The organism is Xylophilus sp. ASV27 (genome assembly GCF_016428875.1).
Lineage (GTDB): Bacteria > Pseudomonadota > Gammaproteobacteria > Burkholderiales > Burkholderiaceae_C > Xylophilus.
On sequence record NZ_JAELTO010000027.1, the window covers coordinates 24458 to 44554 of the forward strand.

General features: G+C 69.1%; 16 protein-coding genes. 11 read left to right on the forward strand and 5 right to left on the reverse strand.

What is annotated here, in order from left to right; all coding sequences use genetic code 11:
- The first annotated feature begins 18 nt into the window (after positions 1–18).
- Positions 19–2064 (forward strand): glucans biosynthesis glucosyltransferase MdoH, encoded by a 2046-nt coding sequence (mdoH, locus tag JHD63_RS08025; protein WP_198970227.1) that lies wholly within the window; start codon positions 19–21, stop codon positions 2062–2064.
- A gap of 128 nt (positions 2065–2192) precedes the next feature.
- Here mdoH and ffh read toward each other — a convergent pair whose 3' ends face one another.
- Complete coding sequence (gene ffh, locus JHD63_RS08030) at positions 2193–3566, reverse strand: signal recognition particle protein (RefSeq protein WP_198970228.1); 1374 nt, start codon at positions 3564–3566, stop codon at positions 2193–2195.
- Between the two features lie 113 nt (positions 3567–3679).
- On the opposite strand from ffh, the gene JHD63_RS08035 reads away from it, so the two are divergent.
- From JHD63_RS08035 to JHD63_RS08080, 10 genes are all read left to right on the forward strand, one after another.
- Positions 3680–4477, forward strand: a complete 798-nt coding sequence (locus tag JHD63_RS08035; protein WP_198970229.1) for a cytochrome C assembly family protein — start codon at positions 3680–3682, stop codon at positions 4475–4477.
- Positions 4474–4722 carry a PP0621 family protein gene (locus JHD63_RS08040; protein WP_198970230.1) on the forward strand — a complete coding sequence of 83 codons (249 nt, stop codon included), beginning with the start codon at positions 4474–4476 and terminating at the stop codon, positions 4720–4722. Before JHD63_RS08035 ends, JHD63_RS08040 begins: the two co-directional genes overlap by 4 nt.
- 4 nt (positions 4723–4726) lie before the next feature.
- Complete coding sequence (locus tag JHD63_RS08045) at positions 4727–6412, forward strand: sensor histidine kinase (RefSeq protein ID WP_198970231.1); 1686 nt, start codon at positions 4727–4729, stop codon at positions 6410–6412.
- 5 nt (positions 6413–6417) lie between these two features.
- Positions 6418–7911 (forward strand): sigma-54-dependent transcriptional regulator, encoded by a 1494-nt coding sequence (locus JHD63_RS08050; protein ID WP_198970243.1) that lies wholly within the window; start codon positions 6418–6420, stop codon positions 7909–7911.
- Positions 7901–8536 (forward strand): 1,6-anhydro-N-acetylmuramyl-L-alanine amidase AmpD, encoded by a 636-nt coding sequence (ampD, locus tag JHD63_RS08055; protein ID WP_233167795.1) that lies wholly within the window; start codon positions 7901–7903, stop codon positions 8534–8536. Before JHD63_RS08050 ends, ampD begins: the two co-directional genes overlap by 11 nt.
- Positions 8537–8859: 323 nt before the next feature.
- The gene (locus tag JHD63_RS08060) at positions 8860–11811 is read left to right on the forward strand and encodes a ribonucleoside-diphosphate reductase subunit alpha (protein WP_198970233.1); all 2952 of its coding nucleotides are present in this window, start codon (positions 8860–8862) and stop codon (positions 11809–11811) included.
- 171 nt (positions 11812–11982) lie between these two features.
- Complete coding sequence (locus JHD63_RS08065) at positions 11983–13140, forward strand: ribonucleotide-diphosphate reductase subunit beta (RefSeq protein ID WP_198970234.1); 1158 nt, start codon at positions 11983–11985, stop codon at positions 13138–13140.
- A 180-nt stretch (positions 13141–13320) separates the two neighbouring features.
- Positions 13321–13884: a histone H1-like DNA-binding protein gene (locus JHD63_RS08070; protein ID WP_198970235.1), complete on the forward strand. Its 564-nt coding sequence runs from the start codon at positions 13321–13323 to the stop codon at positions 13882–13884.
- Between the two features lie 256 nt (positions 13885–14140).
- Positions 14141–15028: a ribokinase gene (locus JHD63_RS08075; protein ID WP_198970236.1), complete on the forward strand. Its 888-nt coding sequence runs from the start codon at positions 14141–14143 to the stop codon at positions 15026–15028.
- An 11-nt stretch (positions 15029–15039) separates the two neighbouring features.
- Entirely contained in the window at positions 15040–15996 is a 957-nt protein-coding gene (locus JHD63_RS08080) for a nucleoside hydrolase (protein WP_198970237.1), read from the forward strand.
- A gap of 216 nt (positions 15997–16212) precedes the next feature.
- Here JHD63_RS08080 and JHD63_RS08085 read toward each other — a convergent pair whose 3' ends face one another.
- The 4 genes from JHD63_RS08085 to JHD63_RS23930 all read right to left on the reverse strand — a co-directional run.
- A complete protein-coding gene (locus tag JHD63_RS08085; protein ID WP_198970238.1) occupies positions 16213–17319 on the reverse strand; it encodes a DUF3426 domain-containing protein in 1107 nt (368 codons plus the stop codon).
- 38 nt (positions 17320–17357) lie between these two features.
- A complete protein-coding gene (prmA, locus tag JHD63_RS08090; RefSeq protein WP_198970239.1) occupies positions 17358–18248 on the reverse strand; it encodes a 50S ribosomal protein L11 methyltransferase in 891 nt (296 codons plus the stop codon).
- Between the two features lie 131 nt (positions 18249–18379).
- Entirely contained in the window at positions 18380–19729 is a 1350-nt protein-coding gene (accC, locus tag JHD63_RS08095; RefSeq protein ID WP_198970240.1) for an acetyl-CoA carboxylase biotin carboxylase subunit, read from the reverse strand.
- Between the two features lie 16 nt (positions 19730–19745).
- The coding region (locus JHD63_RS23930) for an acetyl-CoA carboxylase biotin carboxyl carrier protein (RefSeq protein WP_233167797.1) at positions 19746–20097 on the reverse strand (352 nt) is incomplete at its 5' end.

Here is a 20097-nt window from a genome sequence, read left to right on the forward strand (position 1 = left end):
GACCAGAGAGTGACACCCATGGACCCCCTATCGACCGTCGAGACCCGGCGCGTGGCGGCATTGCCCGTCGCGGCGCCCCCGAGCCCCTCGCGCCGCAGCACGCTGCGCGAGGAGCGGCATCCCAACTCCGTCACCGCGCCGCCGGTCCACCGCGGCGCCATGGTGCCGGCCCCCTGGCGCGGCTTCTGGAACAGCGTCGGGACCGCCCTGCTGATGACGCTGACCGGCCGCTCGCATGAAGTGCAGACGCCGCTGGAGGCCGAACGCATGGCGCCCGAGGCATGGCAGATCGCCGCCTCGCGCCGCCGCGGCATCTTCCTGCTGATCACGGTGCTGACCACGGCCATCGCCACCGCCCTGTTCGCGGGCGTGCAGCCGCATTACGACAACGCCTGGCTGCAGTACGGCCAGATCGCGCTGTTCGCGCTGCTGTCGGCCTGGATCGTGACCGGCTTCACCACGGCGCTGATGGGCTTCTGGGTCAGCCTGCGCGGCGACCGCCACACCATTTCCGCCCTCGAAGTGCGCGACCACGCCATGAACCCCGAGGCGCGCACCGCGATCATCATGCCGATCTGCAACGAGGACGTCGCCACCGTGTTCGCCGGCCTGCGCGCCACCTGCGAATCCGTGGCCGCCACCGGCAACGCCCGCGTGTTCGACGTGTTCGTGCTCTCCGACAGCTACGAGCCCGGGATCGCCGCCGCCGAGCGCGCCGCCTGGGAAGACCTGCGCGCCGCGCTGGCCGCCAACCCGGAGCAGCCGCAGGTCGAGGTCTACTACCGCCTGCGCACCCGCCGCAGCCACCGCAAGGCCGGCAACGTGGCCGACTTCTGCCGCCGCTGGGGCAAGGACTACCGCTACATGGTGGTGCTCGACGCCGACAGCGTGATGAGCGGGGACTGCCTCTCCAACATGGTCAAGCTGATGGAGGCGCACCCCAAGGCCGGCATCCTCCAGACCGCCACCCAGTCCATCGGGCACGTCACCCTGCACGCGCGTTCGCAGCAGTTCGCCTCGCGCATGACCGGACGCCTGTTCACGCTGGGCATGCAGTTCTGGCAACTGGGCGAATCGCACTACTGGGGCCACAACGCGATCATTCGCGTCGCCCCGTTCATGGAACACTGCGCGCTGGCCCCGATCAAGGGCACCGGCGGCATGTCCGGCGGCATCATGTCGCACGATTTCGTCGAGGCCGCGCTGATGCGCCGCGCCGGCTACCAGGTGTGGCTGGTGTCCGACCTGGTCGGCAGCTATGAGCAGCAGCCGCCGGACCTGCTGTCCGAGCTGCAGCGCGACCGCCGCTGGTGCCAGGGCAACCTGCAGAACGCCCGCCTGATGGCCGAGCCCGGCCTGCACCCGGTGCACCGCGCCATGTTCGTGACCGGCGCCCTGTCCTATGTGTCGGCCCCGCTGTGGCTGGCCTTCCTGACCCTGGGCACCGCCCTGTGGCTGTCGGGCAGCCATGCCGCCGCCAGCACCGGCGTGCTGCCGTCCGAACTGATGGGCCTGTGGGCCTTCACCGTGAGCGTGCTGTTCCTGCCGCGCGTGCTGGGCATCGCGGCCGTGCTGATCAAGAAGGAGCAACGCTTCTTCGGCGGCACCTGGGCGCTGCTCAAGAGCTCGCTGCTGGAGAGCGCGCTGGCCCTGCTGCAGTCGCCGGTGCGCATGCTGGCCCATTCGCTGTTCGTGCTGGTGGCGATCACCGGCCTCAAGCTGGAGTGGAAGTCGCCCCCGCGCGAAGCCGTGGCCCTGAGCTGGCGCACCGCGGCGTCCAGCCTGGCGCCGATGACCGGGGTCATCGCGCTGCTGGCCGCGGGTGTGGCGGCCATCGACGCCGGCGCCCTGGTGTGGCTGCTGCCGGTGGGCCTGCCGCTGCTGCTGGCGATCCCGACCAGCGTGCTGACCAGCCAGACCGAGCTGGGCAGCGCCATGCGCAGCCGCGGCTTCCTGCTGATCCCGGAAGAGCGCTGGTCGCCCGCCGTGCTGCGCCGCGCCCGGCTGCACGCCAACCGGCTGGCGCGGCCCCGCATCACCGGCCCGCTGGCCGCCGCGGCCTGAACGAGCGCAAGGTCCACTCCACGAAAAAAGGCCGACAGCGATGTCGGCCTTTTTTCTGCTTGCTACAAAATATATAGCTAGAAGCCCTGATGAATCCTGGGCTTCAGGCACTTTTCATTCAAAAATCCTCAGAATGGCAGCTTGGGGCCGCCGCCGAAGCCCTTCATGCCCCCCATGCGCTTCATCATCTTCATGAGGCCGCCGCCCTTCATCTTCTTCATCATGGTCTGCATCTGCTCGAACTCGTTGAGCAGCCGGTTCACTTCCTGCACCTGAACGCCCGCGCCGGCCGCGATGCGGCGCTTGCGGGTGGCCTTGAGCAGGTCGGGCTTGCGGCGCTCCAGCGGGGTCATGCTCTGGATGATGCCTTCCTTGCGGCGGATGTCGCGCTCGGCCTTGTCCATGTCGATCTGGCCGGCCTTGGCCGAGAGCTGGCTCGGCAGCTTGTCCATCAGGCTGGAGAGGCCGCCCATCTGCTTCATCTGCTGCAACTGGCTCAGGAAGTCGTTCAGGTCGAAGCCGTCGCCGCTCTTGACCTTGGCGGCCAACTTCTGCGCGGCCTCCATGTCGACGCCGGCGGTGACCTGCTCGACCAGCGCCACGATGTCGCCCATGCCCAGGATGCGGCCGGCGTGGCGCTCGGCGTCGAACACCTCCAGCCCGTCGATCTTCTCGCTCACCCCCGCGAACTTGATCGGCGCGCCGGTGATCTGCCGCACCGACAGCGCCGCGCCGCCGCGCGAGTCGCCGTCGAGCTTGGTCAGCACGATGCCGGTCAGCGGCAGCGCCTCCTTGAAGGCCTTGGCCGTGTTGATCGCATCCTGGCCCTGCATGGCGTCGACGACGAACAGCGTCTCCACCGGCTTGAGGAAGCCGTGCAGCGCCTGGATCTCGCGCATCAGCACTTCGTCGATCGCCAGGCGGCCGGCGGTGTCCACCAGCAGCACGTCGAAGAAATGGCGCTTGGCGTAGTCCAGCGCCGCCTGGGCGATCTCCAGGGGCTTCTGCTCGGGCGTACTCGGGAACCACTCGGCGCCGGCCTGCCCGGTCACGGTCTTGAGCTGCTCGATGGCGGCCGGGCGGTAGACGTCGCCCGAGACGGTCAGCACCTTCTTCCTGCGCTTTTCGATCAGGTGCTTGGCCAGCTTGGCGGTGGTGGTGGTCTTGCCCGCGCCCTGCAGGCCGGCCATCAGGATCACCGCCGGCGGCTGCGCCGCCAGGTTGATGTCGGCGACGCCCTCGCCCATCGTGGCCGCAAGCTCGCGGTTGACGATGCCCACCAGCGCCTGGCCCGGCTTGAGCGACCCCATCACCTCCTGGCCCAGCGCCTTTTCCTTGACGCGGGCGATGAAGTCGCGCACCACCGGCAGCGCCACGTCCGCTTCGAGCAGCGCCATGCGCACCTCGCGCAGCATGTCCTGCACGTTGGATTCGGTGATGCGGGCCTGGCCCCGCATTTCCTTGACGAGTCGGGAGAGTTTGTCGGTCAGTGCGGAGGCCATGGTCGGAGTTTCGTCGCGTGACGTAGGGGGAAATCGGGGCCGCGAGAGCGTATGCGGCCGGCGGGGCGGTGCGCAGGGCGGCGCGGCCACAGGCAGGGGACTAAACTTGCGCCATGATTTTACCCAGCGCGTCTCCGGTCAGCCTCGTGCTGGGACTTGCGGCCGCCGTCGCCTACGCCCTGCCAGCCCTTTTCTCGCAGGGCATGCGGCCATCCGCCAGCCGGATCGCGCTGATCGCGGCTTGGCTGCTGCATGCCGCGGTGCTGACCTGGACCCTGCTGGCGGAGCCGCCGCGCTTCGGCTTTGCTCCGGCCCTGTCGATCACCGCTTGGCTGGTGCTGACCGTCTACGCGGTGGAAAGCCGCCTGTTCCCCCAGATGCGCGCCCGCTGGGCCCTGGCGGGCCTGGCGGCGCTCGCCGTGCTGCTGGCGCTCGTCTTCCCCGGCACGCCGCTGCACGTGCAGAGTTCGCCCTGGCTGCCGCTGCATCTGGCGCTGGGCATCGCCTCCTACGGCCTGTTCGCCGCGGCCCTGGTCCACGCCTGGCTCATGACCCGCGCCCAGAAGCGGATGCGCCTGGCCGTCGACCCGCAGAGCGGCATGCCGCTGCTGGCGCTGGAGCGCCTGACCTTCCGCTTCGTCACGGCGGGCTTCGTGCTGCTCACCGCTACGCTGGCCGCCGGCCTGTACTTCGGCGAGACGCTGTACGGGCGCGCCTGGCGCTGGGACCACAAGGCCGTGTTCTCGGTACTGTCCTGGCTGACCTTCGCCGTGCTGCTGCTGGGCCGCGCGCGCTTCGGCTGGCGCGGGCGCACGGCGCTGCGCTGGCTCTACATCGGCTCGGCGCTGCTGCTGCTGGCCTACGTCGGCTCGAGCTTCGTGCTGGAAGTGGTGCTGGGACGCAGCGTATGAAGCTGCTCGTGGTGCTGGTGGCCGTGGCGCTGCTGCTGTGGCTGCTGCGCAGCGGCCAGGAGCGCCGGCAGGCCAGGCCGCCGGCCAAGGGCGCCCCGCGTCCGCCGCGCACGGCGCAGCCCGAAGACATGGTGCGCTGCGACGCCTGCGGGCTGCACCTGCCGCGCAGCGACGCGCTGGCCACGCCCCATGGCATCTTCTGCTGCGCGGAGCACCAGCGCGCCGGGCGTGCGCCCCGCCCGTGAGACGATGGCCCCCACCAGCGCCCGGTTCGACGCTCCCGACACCAGTTTCGCCCGCATCTGGCGCGGCTTTGCCACGGCCCGGCTGCTGGTGGCCGTGGCCCTGCTGCTGCTGCAGGCGCTGATCCAGGCGCTCGGGCAAGCCCACAGCACGCCCTTCCTGCTGCTCTGCCTGGCCTACCTGGCCGCCACGCTGGCCATACGCCTGGGCGTGGCGCGCCCGCATGCCGGCACGCTGCAGCTCGGCCGGCGGTGGCTGCCGACCATCGGGGTGGATCTGCTGGCCTACTCCGCGATGCAGGTACTGCAGTCCGGCGGCATGGACTACACGCCGCTGCTGGGCCTGCCGGTCCTGATGGCCGCCGTGCTCGGCTCGCGCAGCACGGCCCTGGGCACCGCCGCCGGCGTCACGCTGCTGCTGCTGGCGGACGCCACCTGGCTCTGGCTGGTCGCCTCGCCCGGCGCCACGCCGCGCCTGCTGCAGGCGGGCCTCACCGGGATCGGCTACTTCGTCGTCGCCTTCCTGGTGCAGCCCCTGGCCGCGCGCCTGACGCGCGAGCAGGAGGCGGCCCGGCGCAGCCAGATGGCCGCGGCGGTCCAGGCGCAGGTCAACGAACTGGTGATCGAGACCCTGACCGACGGCGTGCTGGTGATCGATGGCGCGGACTGGGTCCGCGCGGCCAACCCGGCCGCGCGCGTGCTGCTGAACGCGGGCCGGGCCGTGCCGCCGTTCTCGCTGGCGTCGAACGCCGCCTGGCTGCCGCTGGTCGAACTCTCGCGCCGCACGGTGGCGGACGGCAGCCGCCAGGCGGCCGACGTCGCCCTGCAGCACCCCGCGCACGCGCCGTGCCGCCTGCACGTACGCACCCGCCTCACGCCGCTGCGCGAGCAGCGCGCCGAGACGCTGTGCGTCATGTTCCTGCAGGACCTGCGCGACACCGAGGCGCGCCTGCATACCGACCGGCTGGCGGCCATGGGCCGCATGTCGGCTGCCGTCGCCCACGAAATCCGCAATCCGCTGGCGGCCATTGCCCAGGCCAACGCCCTGCTGGACGAAGACCTGCACGACCCTGCCCACAAGCGGCTCACGCTGCTGGTGCGGCAGAACGCGCAGCGCCTGGCCAAGATCGCCGAGGAGGTGCTCGAAGTCTCGCGGGCGCAGGGCCAGCTCGACTTCACCGGCAGCATCGCCATCCCGCTCGACGACACCGTGCGCACCGTCTGCAGCGACTGGCACCGGCACGGCGGCAGGGGCTGCGGCCTTCAGGTCCTGCCGGAGGCCGGCGACGGCGTGCACGTGGAATTCGACCCCGACCATCTGCGCCGCATCCTGGTCAACCTGCTGGACAACGCCCTGCGCTACGTAGGGCCCGGCCCCGACGCGCTGCAGGTCCGCACCTGGACCGCTGCCGGCGGGCAGGCCCTGCTGGAGGTCTGGAGCGATGGCGCCCCGCTGGAGCCGCAGGTGGAGCAGCGCCTGTTCGAGCCCTTCTTCTCCTCGGAGAGCCGCTCCAGCGGCCTGGGCCTCTATATATGCCGCGAACTGTGCGAGCGCCACGGCGCCGGTATCGCCTACCGCCGGATGCAGCGCCCCGGCGCTGCCGGGCCGGTGGACGGCAATGCCTTCACCATCGCGTTCCGCCACCCCCATCCGGCCGCGGCCGATTCGCACTTTGACACAATAGTCGTGTGAGCTTCATTCCCCGTCCTGCCGCGGCCGACAGCACCATCCTGGTGGTTGACGACGAGCCCGACCTGCGCACGCTCTACGAACTGACGCTGCTGCGCGAGGGCTATCGCGTGGAGGCCGCCGCCAGCCTGCTGGAGGCGCGCGAGCAATTGCAGCGCCGCCGCTTCGATGCCGTGATCTCGGACATGCGCCTGCCCGACGGCTCCGGGCTGGAGGTGCTGCAACTGCTGCGCACGCTGCAGCGCCCCGAGCGCTGCGTGGTCATCACCGCCTACGGCTCCGCCGAGAACGCGGTCGAAGCCCTCAAGTCCGGCGCCTTCGACTACCTCACCAAGCCCGTCGATCTGAAGCAGTTCCGGGCCGTGGTGGCGGCGGCGGTGCAGACCCATGGCGCCAACGGCACGCCAGCGGCCGCGCGCGGCACACCCACCGAGGCCGCCGGCCCCACCGGCGGCGCCGAAGCGGCGCTGGCGCGGCTGGTCGGTGAATCCGATTCGATGCAGCGGGTCAAGCAACGCATCGTGAAGGTGGCGCGCAGCATGGCACCGGTGCTGGTGCGCGGCGAGTCGGGCACCGGCAAGGAACTGGTGGCGCGTGCGCTGCATGCCTGCAGCCACCGCGCAGCCGGCCCCATGGTGGCCGTCAACTGCGGCGCCATCCCGGAGAACCTTCTGGAGGCGGAGTTCTTTGGCGCCCGCAAGGGCTCCTATACCGGCTCGCTGCAGGACCGGGAGGGGTACTTCCAGGCGGCGCACGGCGGCACCCTGTTTCTCGACGAGATCGGCGACCTGCCGCTGGCCATGCAGTCCAAGCTGCTGCGCGCGATCCAGGAACGCAGCGTGCGCCCGATCGGCTCCACCCAGGAAGATCCGGTGGACGTGCGCATCGTCAGCGCCACCCACCGCGATCTGGCATCGGACGTGCGCGAAGGCCGTTTCCGGCAGGATCTCTTCTACCGCCTGAACGTGATCGAGATCGTGGTCCCGCCCCTGCGCGAGCGCCGCGGCGACCTGCCCGCCCTCTGCGCGGCCCTGCTCTCGCGCATCGCCGAGGAATCCGGGCTGCCCGTGCCTGCGCTGTCACCGGCAGCCCAGGCGCAACTGGCGCAACTCCCGCTCGGCGGCAACGTCCGCGAACTGGAGAACCTCCTGCACCGGGCCGTGGCCCTGAGCGAGGGCGAAGTCCTCCAGATCGATGCCGAACACACGCAGGACGCGAGCGCCCTGGCCAGCGCCGGCGGGCCCGCCGTTGCTGCCAGCGGTGCGGCCGCGGCCGAGCACTTGCCGCCGGCGCCGGTGCCGCAGGACCTGCAGGCCTACCTGGATGCGCGGGAGCGCGAGATCCTGGTGCGTGCACTGCACGAGAACGGCTTCAACCGCACCGCGACGGCGGCCCGGCTGGGCATCAGCCTGCGGCAGATCCGCTACCGCATCGCCAGGCTCAACATCGTCGCCCCGCGCGATGCCCAGGACGACGATGGCAGCGACGCCGATGCCCGTTGATCCCGCCGCGCCCTGGGATGGCGGCTGGTGGCGTGGCGCGCGGGCACTGCCCTCGCCCAACGTCAGCCCGCGCCCCGAGGCGGCGCGGGTGGACCTGATCGTGGTGCACTCGATCAGCCTGCCGCCCGGCGCGTATGGAGGCGACGAGGTGTTCCGGCTGTTCACCAACACCCTGGACTGGGACGCGCACCCCTACTTCGGCACGATCCGCGGCCTGGAGGTATCGAGCCATTTCTTCATCCGCCGCGACGGCACCCTGTGGCAGTTCGTGGATTGCGACCTGAAGGCCTGGCATGCGGGCCGCTCCTTCTACCGCGGCCGCATGGAGTGCAACGACGATTCGGTCGGCGTGGAACTGGAAGGACTCGAGGGAGACCTGTTCGAGCCCGCCCAGTACCGCACCCTGGCGGCCCTGTGTGAGGCACTGCGCGGGCGCCATCCGATCGCCCACGTGGCCGGCCATTCGCACGTGGCCCCTGGCCGCAAGCAGGACCCCGGTCCCGGCTTCGATTGGGCCCGGCTGCAACATCTGCTGTGCTGGCCCCCGTCATTTTTTCCGGCCGCCGCCGCAGACAATCCCCGGCCGCCGCCTGCCGCGTCCGCACCGGAGGCCGAGCGCCCCTGAACCCGCAACGCAGCCGGCACGCGCGCCGGCGCGGCAAAAGCGTCGAAGTGCCGCGCCGACGCTGGCTGCGGCGCGCCGTCTTCAGCATCGGTGCGACCTGCCACGGCATGCCACGCCAGAGCGCCGAGCGCAATTTCCAGAACCCTTCGAACCACAAGACCTTTTACGAGCGATTACACTCAAGAACGCTACCTGTAGCGTGTTGAAAACCCTGCACACCCCATATATAGTGTGTAGCGGCCATTCTCTGACCCGCCGGTTTTTCTGTTGGAGGCCTTGGCCTCCTCTCTTTTTTTGCCCCCATTCAACCGCAAGAGGACGCCATGCAGTCTGCTGCCCTGAATACTCCTGTTCCCTCCATCGCCCGCCATCCCCTCGCCGCCGACGCCCAGCCCGCGGCCCCCAGCATCACGCCCTCGACGCTGGCCCACTATCAGATCATCCGCCGCAACGGCGCGGTCGTTCCCTTCGAGCCTCAGAAGATCGCAGTGGCCATGATGAAGGCCTTCCTGGCGGTGCATGGCGCCCAGGGTGCCGCATCCGCCAGCGTGCGCGAAACCGTGGACGGCCTGACCCAGACGGTGGTGCGTGCGCTGCTGCGTTCGCGTCCGGGCGGTGGCACCTTCCACATCGAGGACGTGCAGGACCAGGTCGAACTCGGCCTGATGCGCGGCGGCCACCACGAGGTGGCGCGCGCCTACGTGCTCTACCGCGAGCGCCACGCGCAGGAACGCGCCCGCCAGCAGGCAGAGGCCACGCCGGCCACGCCCCTGCTGCACGTCACCGATGGCGAGCAGCGCTTCGTGCTCGACACCAGCCGCCTGCGCACCCTGATCGAGGCCGCCTGCGAAGGCCTGGGCGCAGACGTCAAGGCCGAGCCCATCGTCGCCGAGACCATGCGCAACCTCTACGACGGCGTGCCGGTCGACGAGGTCTACAAGGCGTCCATTCTGGCCGCCCGCACCCTGATCGAGAAGGACCCGGACTACACCTACGCCACTGCGCGCCTGCTGCTGCATACCATCGCCAAGGAAGTCCTGGGCAAGGACGTGACCCAGGGCGAGATGGCCGCCGAGTACCTGTCTTACTTCCCCGCCTTCATCCAGAAGGGCGTCGACAACGAGCTCCTGGATCCGGAACTGCTCACCTACGACCTGCCGCGCTTGGCCCGCGCCCTGAAGGCCGAACGCGACCTGCGCTTCGACTACCTGGGCCTGCAGACGCTGTTCGACCGCTACTTCCTGCACGTGCGCAAGACCCGCATCGAGCTGCCGCAGGCCTTCTTCATGCGTGTATCCATGGGCCTGGCACTCAAGGAAAAGGACCGCGAGGCGCGCGCCATCGAGTTCTACGAGGTGCTGTCCTCGTTCGACTTCATGTCCTCCACGCCCACGCTGTTCAACAGCGGCACGCTGCGTTCGCAGCTCTCGTCCTGCTACCTGACCACCGTGCCCGACGACCTGGACGGCATCTACGAGTCCATCAAGGAAAACGCCCTGCTGTCCAAGTTCGCGGGCGGCCTGGGCAACGACTGGACCCGCGTGCGCGCACTGGGCAGCCACATCAAGGGCACCAACGGCGAGTCGCAGGGGGTGGTGCCGTTCCTGAAAGTGGTCAACGACACGGCCGTGGCGGTGAACCAGGGCGGCAAGCGCAAGGGCGCGGTCTGCACCTATCTCGAGTCCTGGCACCTCGACCTGGAAGAATTCCTGGAACTGCGCAAGAACACCGGCGATGACCGCCGCCGCACCCACGACATGAACACGGCCAACTGGATTCCGGACCTGTTCATGCGCCGCGTCATGGAAAAGGGCACCTGGACCCTGTTCTCGCCGTCCAACGTGCCGGACCTGCATGACAAGTTCGGCATCGAGTTCGAGCAGGCCTACGTGGCCTACGAGGAAAAGGCCGCCCGCGGCGCGATCAAGCCCGCCCGGACCGTGCAGGCCACCGACCTGTGGCGCAAGATGCTCACCATGCTGTTCGAAACCGGCCATCCCTGGATCACCTTCAAGGATGCCTGCAACGTGCGCTCGCCGCAGCAGCATGCCGGTGTGGTGCACTCCTCCAACCTCTGCACCGAAATCACGCTCAACACCAGCGACACGGAAACGGCCGTCTGCAACCTGGGTTCGATCAACCTTCTGCAGCACCTCAAGGCCGGCGCGCGCGGCGCCGACGGCGTCTCGACCCAGGTTCTTGACCACGACAAGCTGAAGAAGACGATCAAGACCGCGATGCGCATGCTCGACAACGTGATCGACATCAACTACTACGCGGTGGAGAAGGCGCGCAACTCCAACCTGCGCCACCGTCCGGTGGGCCTGGGCCTGATGGCGTTCCAGGACAGCCTCTACGAACTGCGCATCCCCTACGCCTCCCAGGAAGCGGTGGAATTCGCCGACAAGTCCATGGAGGCGATCTGCTACTACGCCTACTGGGCATCGTCCGAACTGGCCCGCGAGCGCGGCCAGTACGAAAGCTACAAGGGCTCGCTGTGGGACCGCGGCATCCTGCCGCTGGACACGCTGGACATGCTGGAGAAGGCGCGCGGCGGCTACGTGGAGGTGGACCGCTCCTCGACCCTGGACTGGGATGCCCTGCGCAAGAAGATCGCGGCCGACGGCATGCGCAACTCCAACTGCGTGGCCATCGCCCCGACCGCCACCATCTCCAACATCGTCGGGGTGGACGCCTCGATCGAGCCCTGCTTCGGCAACCTCTCGGTCAAGTCCAACCTGTCCGGCGAATTCACCGTCATCAACAGCTACCTCGTGCGCGACCTCAAGCGCCTGGGCCTGTGGGACGACGTGATGGTGATGGACCTGAAGCACTTCGACGGCTCGCTGCGCCCGATCGACCGCGTGCCGCAGGACATCAAGGCGCTCTACGCGACCGCCTTCGAAGTCGAGACCACCTGGCTGGTCGAGGCCGCCGCGCGCCGCCAGAAGTGGATCGACCAGGCCCAGTCGCTCAACATCTACATGTCCGGCGCGTCCGGCAAGAAGCTGGACGACACCTACAAGTTGGCATGGCTGCGCGGCCTGAAGACCACCTACTACCTGCGCACCATCAGCGCGACGCACGCCGAGAAATCGACCGTGCAATCCGGCCGGCTCAACGCCGTGTCATCGGGCGAACCGGCCGCATCCGCCGCGGCACCGAGCGCGCTCGAAGCGGCTGCGGCACAGGCGCGTGCGCAGGCCGATGCGATACCCGCAACGGACATCAAGTTCTGCGCCATCGACGACCCGACCTGCGAAGCCTGCCAGTAAGACACCATGAGAAAGCAAAGAGAAAAGACCCGGCGCCCGCGCCTATGCGATCCCACACCGCATACCGCGATGCAGCCGAGCAACACGCGGGGCAACGCGAAGTGCGTGGACCTGTGACAGGACCTTTTCATTTCGCATGCCTGCTTTCATAATCCGAATACTGGAACACCTATGCTGACCTGGGACGAAGAAGTCAAGCCATCAACGCCGGCACCGCAATCGAGCGGACTGCACGGCACGCGCGATGCCGCCGCACCCGCTGCGGCACTCGCAGCCAACGCCGTGCCGTCGGGCTCGGCACCGGCAACGCATCGCCGCGTCAATGCGGCCGACAAGCGCATCATCAACGCCAAGACCGACGTCAACCAGCTCGTCCCCTTCAAGTACAAGTGGGCCTGGGAGAAGTACCTGGCCACCTGCGCCAACCACTGGATGCCGCAGGAAGTGAACATGACGCGCGACATCGCGTTGTGGAAGGACCCGAACGGCCTGACCGAGGACGAGCGCCGCATCGTCAAGCGCAATCTGGGCTTCTTCGTGACCGCCGACTCTCTGGCGGCCAACAACATCGTGCTGGGCACCTACCGCCACATCACGGCGCCCGAATGCCGCCAGTTCCTGCTGCGCCAGGCCTTCGAGGAAGCCATCCACACGCACGCGTACCAGTACATCGTCGAATCGCTCGGCCTGGACGAAGGCGAGATCTTCAACGCCTACAACGAGGTCACCTCGATCCGCGAGAAGGACGAATTCCTGATCCCCTTCATCGAGGCGATCATGGACCCGAACTTCCGCACCGGCACGCCCGAGAACGACCAGACGCTGCTCAAGTCGCTGATCGTGTTCGCCTGCCTGATGGAAGGCCTGTTCTTCTACGTCGGCTTCACGCAGATCCTGGCGCTCGGCCGCCAGAACAAGATGACCGGCGCGGCCGAGCAGTACCAGTACATCCTGCGCGACGAGTCGATGCACTGCAATTTCGGCATCGACCTGATCAACCAGCTCAAGCTCGAGAACCCGCACCTCTGGACCGCGGAATTCAAGGCCGAGATCAAGGCCCTGTTCCAGAAGGCCGTCGAGCTCGAATACAAGTACGCCGAGGACACCATGCCGCGCGGCGTGCTCGGCATGAACGCCTCCATGTTCAAGGGCTACCTGCGCTACATCGCCAACCGGCGCGCGACGCAGATCGGCCTGGAGGCCCTGTTTCCCAACGAAGAGAACCCGTTCCCCTGGATGAGCGAGATGATCGACCTCAAGAAGGAACGCAATTTCTTCGAGACCCGCGTCATCGAGTACCAGTCGGGGGGCGCACTGTCCTGGGACTAGAGGTTCTGACCCCGACACAACATGTATTCCGATCCGCGCCTGCCCGGCAGCACACCTCAGAGTGTGTGGGCAGGCGTTCCCGCGTTCATGGCGGTGGGCCAAGCGCCCAGCACCATGGATCATTTCATGCCGCCACGATGCGCGTGAAGTGCTCTTTGTAATGTGACCAAGGAGAAAATGATGGCAACTGCGAAGAAACCAGCCGCCAAGAAGGCTGCCCCCGCGAAGAAGGCCGCACCGGCCAAGAAGGCTGCTGCACCGGCGAAGAAGGTAGCCGCCAAGAAGGCCGCTCCGGCGAAGAAGGCTGCGCCTGCGAAGAAGGCCGCCGCTCCGGCGAAGAAGATGGCCGCCAAGAAGGCTGCTGCACCGGCGAAGAAGGTAGCCGCCAAGAAGGCCGCTCCGGCGAAGAAGGCTGCACCTGCGAAGAAGGCGGCCGCTCCGGCGAAGAAGATGGCCGCCAAGAAGGCTGCGCCTGCAAAGAAGGCCGCCGCACCGGCGAAGAAGGTAGCCGCCAAGAAGGCTGCGGCGCCTGACAAGAAGGCGGTAGCGAAGAAGGCGGCGCCCGCCGCCAAGAAGGCGGCCGCCGCTCCGGCTCCGAAGAAGGCTGCAAAGAAGCCTGCGGCCAAAAAGACCAAGCCTGCCGCCCCGGCCTCCACCGGTGCTGCGTCCGCGACGGCTCCTGCCGCGCAGACCACGCTGAACCCGCAGGCAGCATGGCCCTTCCCGACGGGCAGCAAGCCCTAAGGCAACGCTGAACAAGTCCCCGCGATGGCGCACGCCGTGGTGTGGGATGGGATGCAAGGCGCACACCGCAGCCATGGCCGCCGCCATGGCGAGGATTTGCAACGCCGCAGACAGCCCGCAGCAGGGATGCGCGACACGCGAGGGACTTGTTAAGCGTTGCCCTAAGTCAGCACGGCTCCGTGCTCGAGCCCGATGCCGAAAGGCATCGGGCTTTTCTTCTGCCGGTCTTCCCTCCGACGAGCCCCTCCTCTTCACCATGGCGATCCTCAACATCGGCTCCATCAACATCGACCACCGCTACCGGGTCGAGCGCTTCGTGCAGCCGGGCGAAACACTGCCCTGCCGCGACTATGCACGCGGGCTGGGCGGCAAGGGCATGAACCAGTCGATTGCCTTGCACCGGGCCGGCGCGCAGGTCTGCCACCTGGGCGCGATCGGCCACGACGACACCTGGGTGCGGGCAGCCATCGCCGACACCGGCGTCGCGCTCGATGCCCTGGTGGCCAGCCCGGCGGACACCGGGCACGCGATCATCCAGGTCGACGCCGCGGGCGAGAACTGCATCCTGCTGCACCCCGGGGCCAACCACGCCCTGAGCGCCGCGCATGTCAGCGCCGCCCTGGCGCGGCATCCGCAGCACGGCTGGGTGCTGACCCAGAACGAGACCAGCGTGGTGGCCGATGCGATCCAGCTGGCATGTGCCGCCGGGCGGAAGGTGGCCTTCAACCCGGCGCCGTGCGAGCCCTCGCTGGCCGGGCTGCCGCTGGAGCGTCTGGCGCTGCTGCTGGTGAACGAAGTCGAGGCCCGGCAGCTCAGCGGCCGCGCCGGCATCGGCGACGCTTTCGCCGCCCTGCGGCAACGCTGCCCGCAGACCCTGGTGGTCATGACGCTGGGCGCCGACGGACTCTGGGCGGCACTCGGCGATGCGCAATGGCGGCTGCCGGCCCATCCCGCCCACGTCGTGGACACCACGGCTGCGGGCGACGCGGTCACCGGCTACCTGCTGGCGGGCCTGGACGGCGGCATGGATCCATTGGCGGCACTGGACCTGGCACTGAAGGCGGCCGCCATCACGGTCTCGCGGCACGGCGCGGCGGCCTCGATTCCGCTGCGCGGCGAACTACTCCAGAAATTCTCACCATGACAGGCATGACCATGCACAAGCACTCTCTCATCATCGATACCGATCCGGGCGTGGACGACGCGCTGGCCCTGCTCGTGGCGGCGTACAGCCCCGAGATCGAGATCGTCGGCCTGACCACCATCTTCGGCAACGTCAGCGTCGAGCAGGCGACCAGGAACGCCGGCTACCTGGTGTCCCTGATGCCCCGCAAGGTCCCCGTGGCCCAGGGCGCGAGCACGCCGCTGGTGCAGCCGCTGCACCCCTATCCGGACTTCGTGCACGGCCACAACGGCTTTGGCGACATCGCGCTGGACTACCCGGCCGACTTCGCGCCGATCGGGCAGAGCGCCGCGCAGTTCATCGTCGACCAGATCAATGCGCGTCCGGGCGAGATCACGCTGGTACCGCTGGGCCCGCTGACCAACATCGCCCTGGCGCTGCGCCTGTGTCCCGCGATCGCGCACAAGGTCAAGCAGGTGGTGCTGATGGGCGGGGCCATCCGGCGTGGCGGCAACGTGTCGCCCTCGGCCGAGGCCAACATCTGGAACGACCCGCACGCCGCCCAGGCCGTGTTCAGCGCGCCATGGCCGATCGTGATGGTCGGCCTGGACGTGACGCACCAGACCATCATGCCGGAGGCGCGCATGCAGGCCCTGCGCGGCGTGTCGCCCAAGGTCGGCAGCTTCGTCGCCGACATCACGGCCTTCTACGCGAACTTCTACCGCAACACCGCCGGCTTCGACGGCTTCTCGGTGCATGACCCGGCAACCGTGGTGCAGATCCTGCGCCCGGAGCTGTTCGGCACCCAGCGCGGCCAGGTCGAGGTGGTGACCGAGGGCATCGCCTGCGGCACGACGCTGTTCGGCCCGGCCGGCTTTCCCTATGCCGAGCCCGGCTGGGGCCAGCGAGAGAACGTCGAGGTCTGCCTGAGCGTGGACGGCGCGGCGGTGCTGCAGGTGATCGAGGACGCCCTGCGCACCGCGCCCTGACGCTGCAAGCCGCGGCGCGCTCCAGAATATTGGGCAAAAATGCCTGTAGCCCAGGATATGCCTGGGCTTTTTGCTATATATTTTATAGCAAACCTCAGTACCCGATGAACTCCAGCAGGGTGAACAGCTGCAGCCCGCCGCCGCGCAGGCGCTGCGCCGGCCAGTCGGGCACGGTGCGGATGCGGCGTCGGAGGTCGTTTCGGATGTCGCGGTGGGCTAGGGATAGAACGCCAGCAGGCTGTAGCCCGCGACCCGGGCGCTGCCCGGGAGTTCCTTCAGTTGCACGGGCAGCACGCCGCTCCAGACACCGCGCGTGGGCAGCACCGCGGGGGCGCGCAGTTCGTCGGGCATCAGCACGCGCCGCACCAGGGGCTGGCCGTCGGCGTCGGAGAGCGTGAGTTCCAGTGCCGGCATGGCCAGCGGCGTGTGAGCCGTGTTGCGCAGTTCGAGGCTCAGCTGGTAGAGGTCTCCGCGCACCTTGTTGAAGGCCGAGCCCTCGATCTCCACCGCGTCGATCTGCCGCCGCGGCCCGACGGTGCAGGACAGCGGAGCGCACAGCGCGGCCAGCGCCGGGCGCAGCGAGGGCGCCATGGCCGCGATGCGCTCGCGCTCCTGCAGGCCGACCTGGGCCAGCAGGAGCAGCGCCAGGCCCGCGCACACCAGCAGCGACGCGAGCACCACCGCGGGCCGGCGCCAGAAGGCGCGCCGCTCGGCGTCGCGCACGAAGCCCAGTTGCTGCAGGGCGGCCTCATCCTCTTCGGGCTCGGCCGCGGCCTCCGCGGTGCCGGCCAGCGGCGCCGCCGGCACGGCGAAGGCCGGCTCGTACAGCATGCTCTGCGGCATGTCGGTGTCGGCCGTCTGCAGCAGCAGGGCCGAGGGCACGTCCTCGCGCAGCACCTGCATGGGCGGCGGGGCGTCCTCGGGCTGCGGCGCCACGGCCTCATCGGCAGCGGGCGGGGCGGCCGGCGCATCGTCCTGCCGGTCCAGGCTTTCGCCGGCTTCGGGCTCCCCCTCCCCCTCCACCGGGGCGCCGGCCGCCGTGCGGCGCAGCAGGGTGCTGGCGACCGATCGGCGCACCCAGACCGCGGGCTGCTGCGCCGCGTCTTCGGCCTGCGCGAGCGGCCCGGGCGCGGGCGCATCGGTCTCGACATAGGAGCCGTCGGCCGCGGCGCGGGCCAGGTCCTCGCGCGACTGCAGGTGGCGCGAGGCATCGAAGATGTCGGTGCAGTGGCCGCAGCGCACCCAGCCCTCGGAGATCCTGAGCTGGTCGGGCACGATCTTGAACATCGTGCCGCAGGCCGGGCAGCGTGTGATGAGGCTCATGCGCTGGCCATTGTAGGGATGGCCGGCCTGCCGGCCGCTCAGGCCGGGGGGCGGCGCGCCGTCATCAGAATCCAGCCGTCCTGGGTATCTGCCACCTCCAGCGCCAGGCAGGGCGCGTAGGCCTGCTGCAGCTCCCCGGCCTGGCGCTCCAGGATGCCGGCCAGCACCAGCGCGCCACCGGGCGCGACGTGGGCGCACAGCAGGGGCGCCAGCACCTTGAGCGGCGTAGCGAGAATGTTGGCCAGCACCGTGTCATAGACGCCGCGCGCCTGCTCCGGCAGGCCGGCCTGCAATGCGGCGCCGTTGGCCACGGCGTTCTGCAGCGTGGACTGCACGGCGGCCTCGTCGATGTCCACCGCGTCGATCTCCGCCGCGCCGTACTTGGCCGCGCCAATGGCCAGGATGCCCGAGCCGCAGCCGTAGTCGAGCACGCGCCCGAGCGGTGCCGGCTGCCGGGCGATCCAGCGCAGGCACATGCGGGTGGTCGGGTGCGTGCCGGTGCCGAAGGCCAGGCCCGGGTCCAGGCGGATGACGTGCACCGCCTGCGCCGGCGGCTCGTGCCAGGTCGGCACGATCCAGAAATGCGGCGTGATCTCGACCGGCGCGAACTGCGACTGGGTCAGGCGCACCCAGTCCTGCTCGGCCACCTCGGCCACTTCCAGCACCTGGCAGCCGGCGAAGAAATCCTGGGCCGACAGCAGCGCTGCCGCCTCGCGCGCCGCGGCCTCGGACGGGAACAGCGCCAGCACGCGCGAGCGCTGCCAGCCCTCCTTGGGCGGCGGCATGCCAGGCTCGCCGAACAGGGCCTGCTCGGCATCGGTCTGGGCGTCGGCGTCCTCCACGCTGACGGACAACGCATCGAGCGCGTCCAGCGCATCGCTGATGGACTCGACGCGATCCTCGGGCGCCAGCAGGCGTAGTTCAAACATAGATCAATTTCCACCGCGCCGTGGCGCATCCCAATCCAAGAACACCGCGGAACCGGCTTTGCCGGGCCGCAGGTGTTGCCTCCGGCAGGGGGTTGGCGGCTACGCGAAGCGAGCAAGCCTGGGGGCGAGCTTCAACGCTTATGCTGCGCCAGCCACTCTTCCAGGTAGTGGATGTTGGTGCCGCCCTCCTGGAAGCGCGCGTCCACCATCAGCTCGCGGTGCAGCGGAATGTTGGTGCTGATGCCTTCGATCACCGTCTCCAGCAGCGCGGTGCGCATGCGGCCGAGCGCCTCCTCGCGGGTGTCGCCGTGCACGATGATCTTGCCGATCATCGAGTCGTAGTTGGGCGGCACGAAGTAGTTGGTATAGGCGTGCGAATCCACCCGCACGCCCGGGCCGCCCGGCGGGTGCCAGGTGGTGATGCGTCCGGGAGAAGGCGTGAACTTGTACGGGTCTTCGGCGTTGATGCGGCACTCGATCGCATGGCCGCGCAACTGGATCTGGCGCTGCGTGAACGGCAGCTTCTCGCCCGCGGCCACCATGATCTGCGTCTTGACGATGTCGACGCCGGTGATCAGCTCGGTCACCGGGTGCTCCACCTGCACGCGGGTGTTCATCTCGATGAAATAGAACTCGCCGTTCTCGTACAGGAACTCGAAGGTGCCCGCGCCGCGGTAGCCGATCTTCTTGCAGGCCGCCACGCAGCGCTCGCCGATGCGCTCGATCAGCTTGCGCGGAATGCCCGGCGCCGGCGCCTCTTCGATCACTTTCTGGTGGCGGCGCTGCATGGAGCAGTCGCGCTCGCCCAGGTAGACCGCGTTGCGGTGCTTGTCGGCGAGGATCTGGATCTCGATGTGGCGCGGGTTCTGGAGGTACTTCTCCATGTACACGGCCGGGTTGCCGAAGGCGGCGCCGGCCTCGGCCTTGGTCATCTGCACCGCGTTGATCACGGCCGCCTCGGTGTGGACCACGCGCATGCCGCGCCCGCCGCCGCCGCCCGCGGCCTTGATGATGACCGGGTAGCCGATGGACTTGGCGATGCGCTTGATGATGATCGGGTCATCCGGCAGCTCGCCCTCGGAGCCGGGCACGCAGGGCACGCCCGCCTTCATCATCGCCTGCTTGGCCGACACCTTGTCGCCCATGATGCGGATCGACTCGGGCGTGGGGCCGATGAACTGGAACCCGCTCTTCTCGACGCGCTCGGCGAAGTCGGCGTTCTCGCTGAGGAAGCCGTAGCCGGGGTGGATCGCCTCGGCGTCCGTCACTTCCGCGGCGGAAATGATGGCCGGCATGTTGAGGTAGCTCAGCGGCGAGGGCGCGGGGCCGATGCACACCGCTTCTTCCGCCAGCTTGACGTACTTGGCGTCGCGGTCCGCCTCGGAATAGACCATGACGGCGGTGACGCCCATCTCGCGGCAGGCGCGCTGGACACGGAGGGCGATCTCGCCCCGGTTGGCGACCAGGATTTTCTTGAACATGGAGTGCCGCCCAGCCTCAGGCAATCACGAACAGCGGCTGGCCGTATTCGACCGCCTGCCCGTTCTCGGCCAGGATCTGGGTGATCGTGCCGCTCTTGTCCGCCTCGATCTCGTTGAGGATCTTCATGGCCTCGATGATGCAGATGGTGTCGCCTTCCTTGACCTGGCTCTGTCTCTTATACACATCTGACGCTGCCGACGAAGAGAACCTAGTGTAGGTGTCGGGGGGGGGCGGGTGGGTGAGAGGGGGGGGGGGGGGGGGGGGGGGGGGGGGGGGGGGGGGGGGGGGGGGGGGGGGGGGGGGGGGGGGGGGGGGGGGGGGGGGGGGGGGGGGGGGGGGGGGGGGGGGGGGGGGGGGGGGGGGGGGG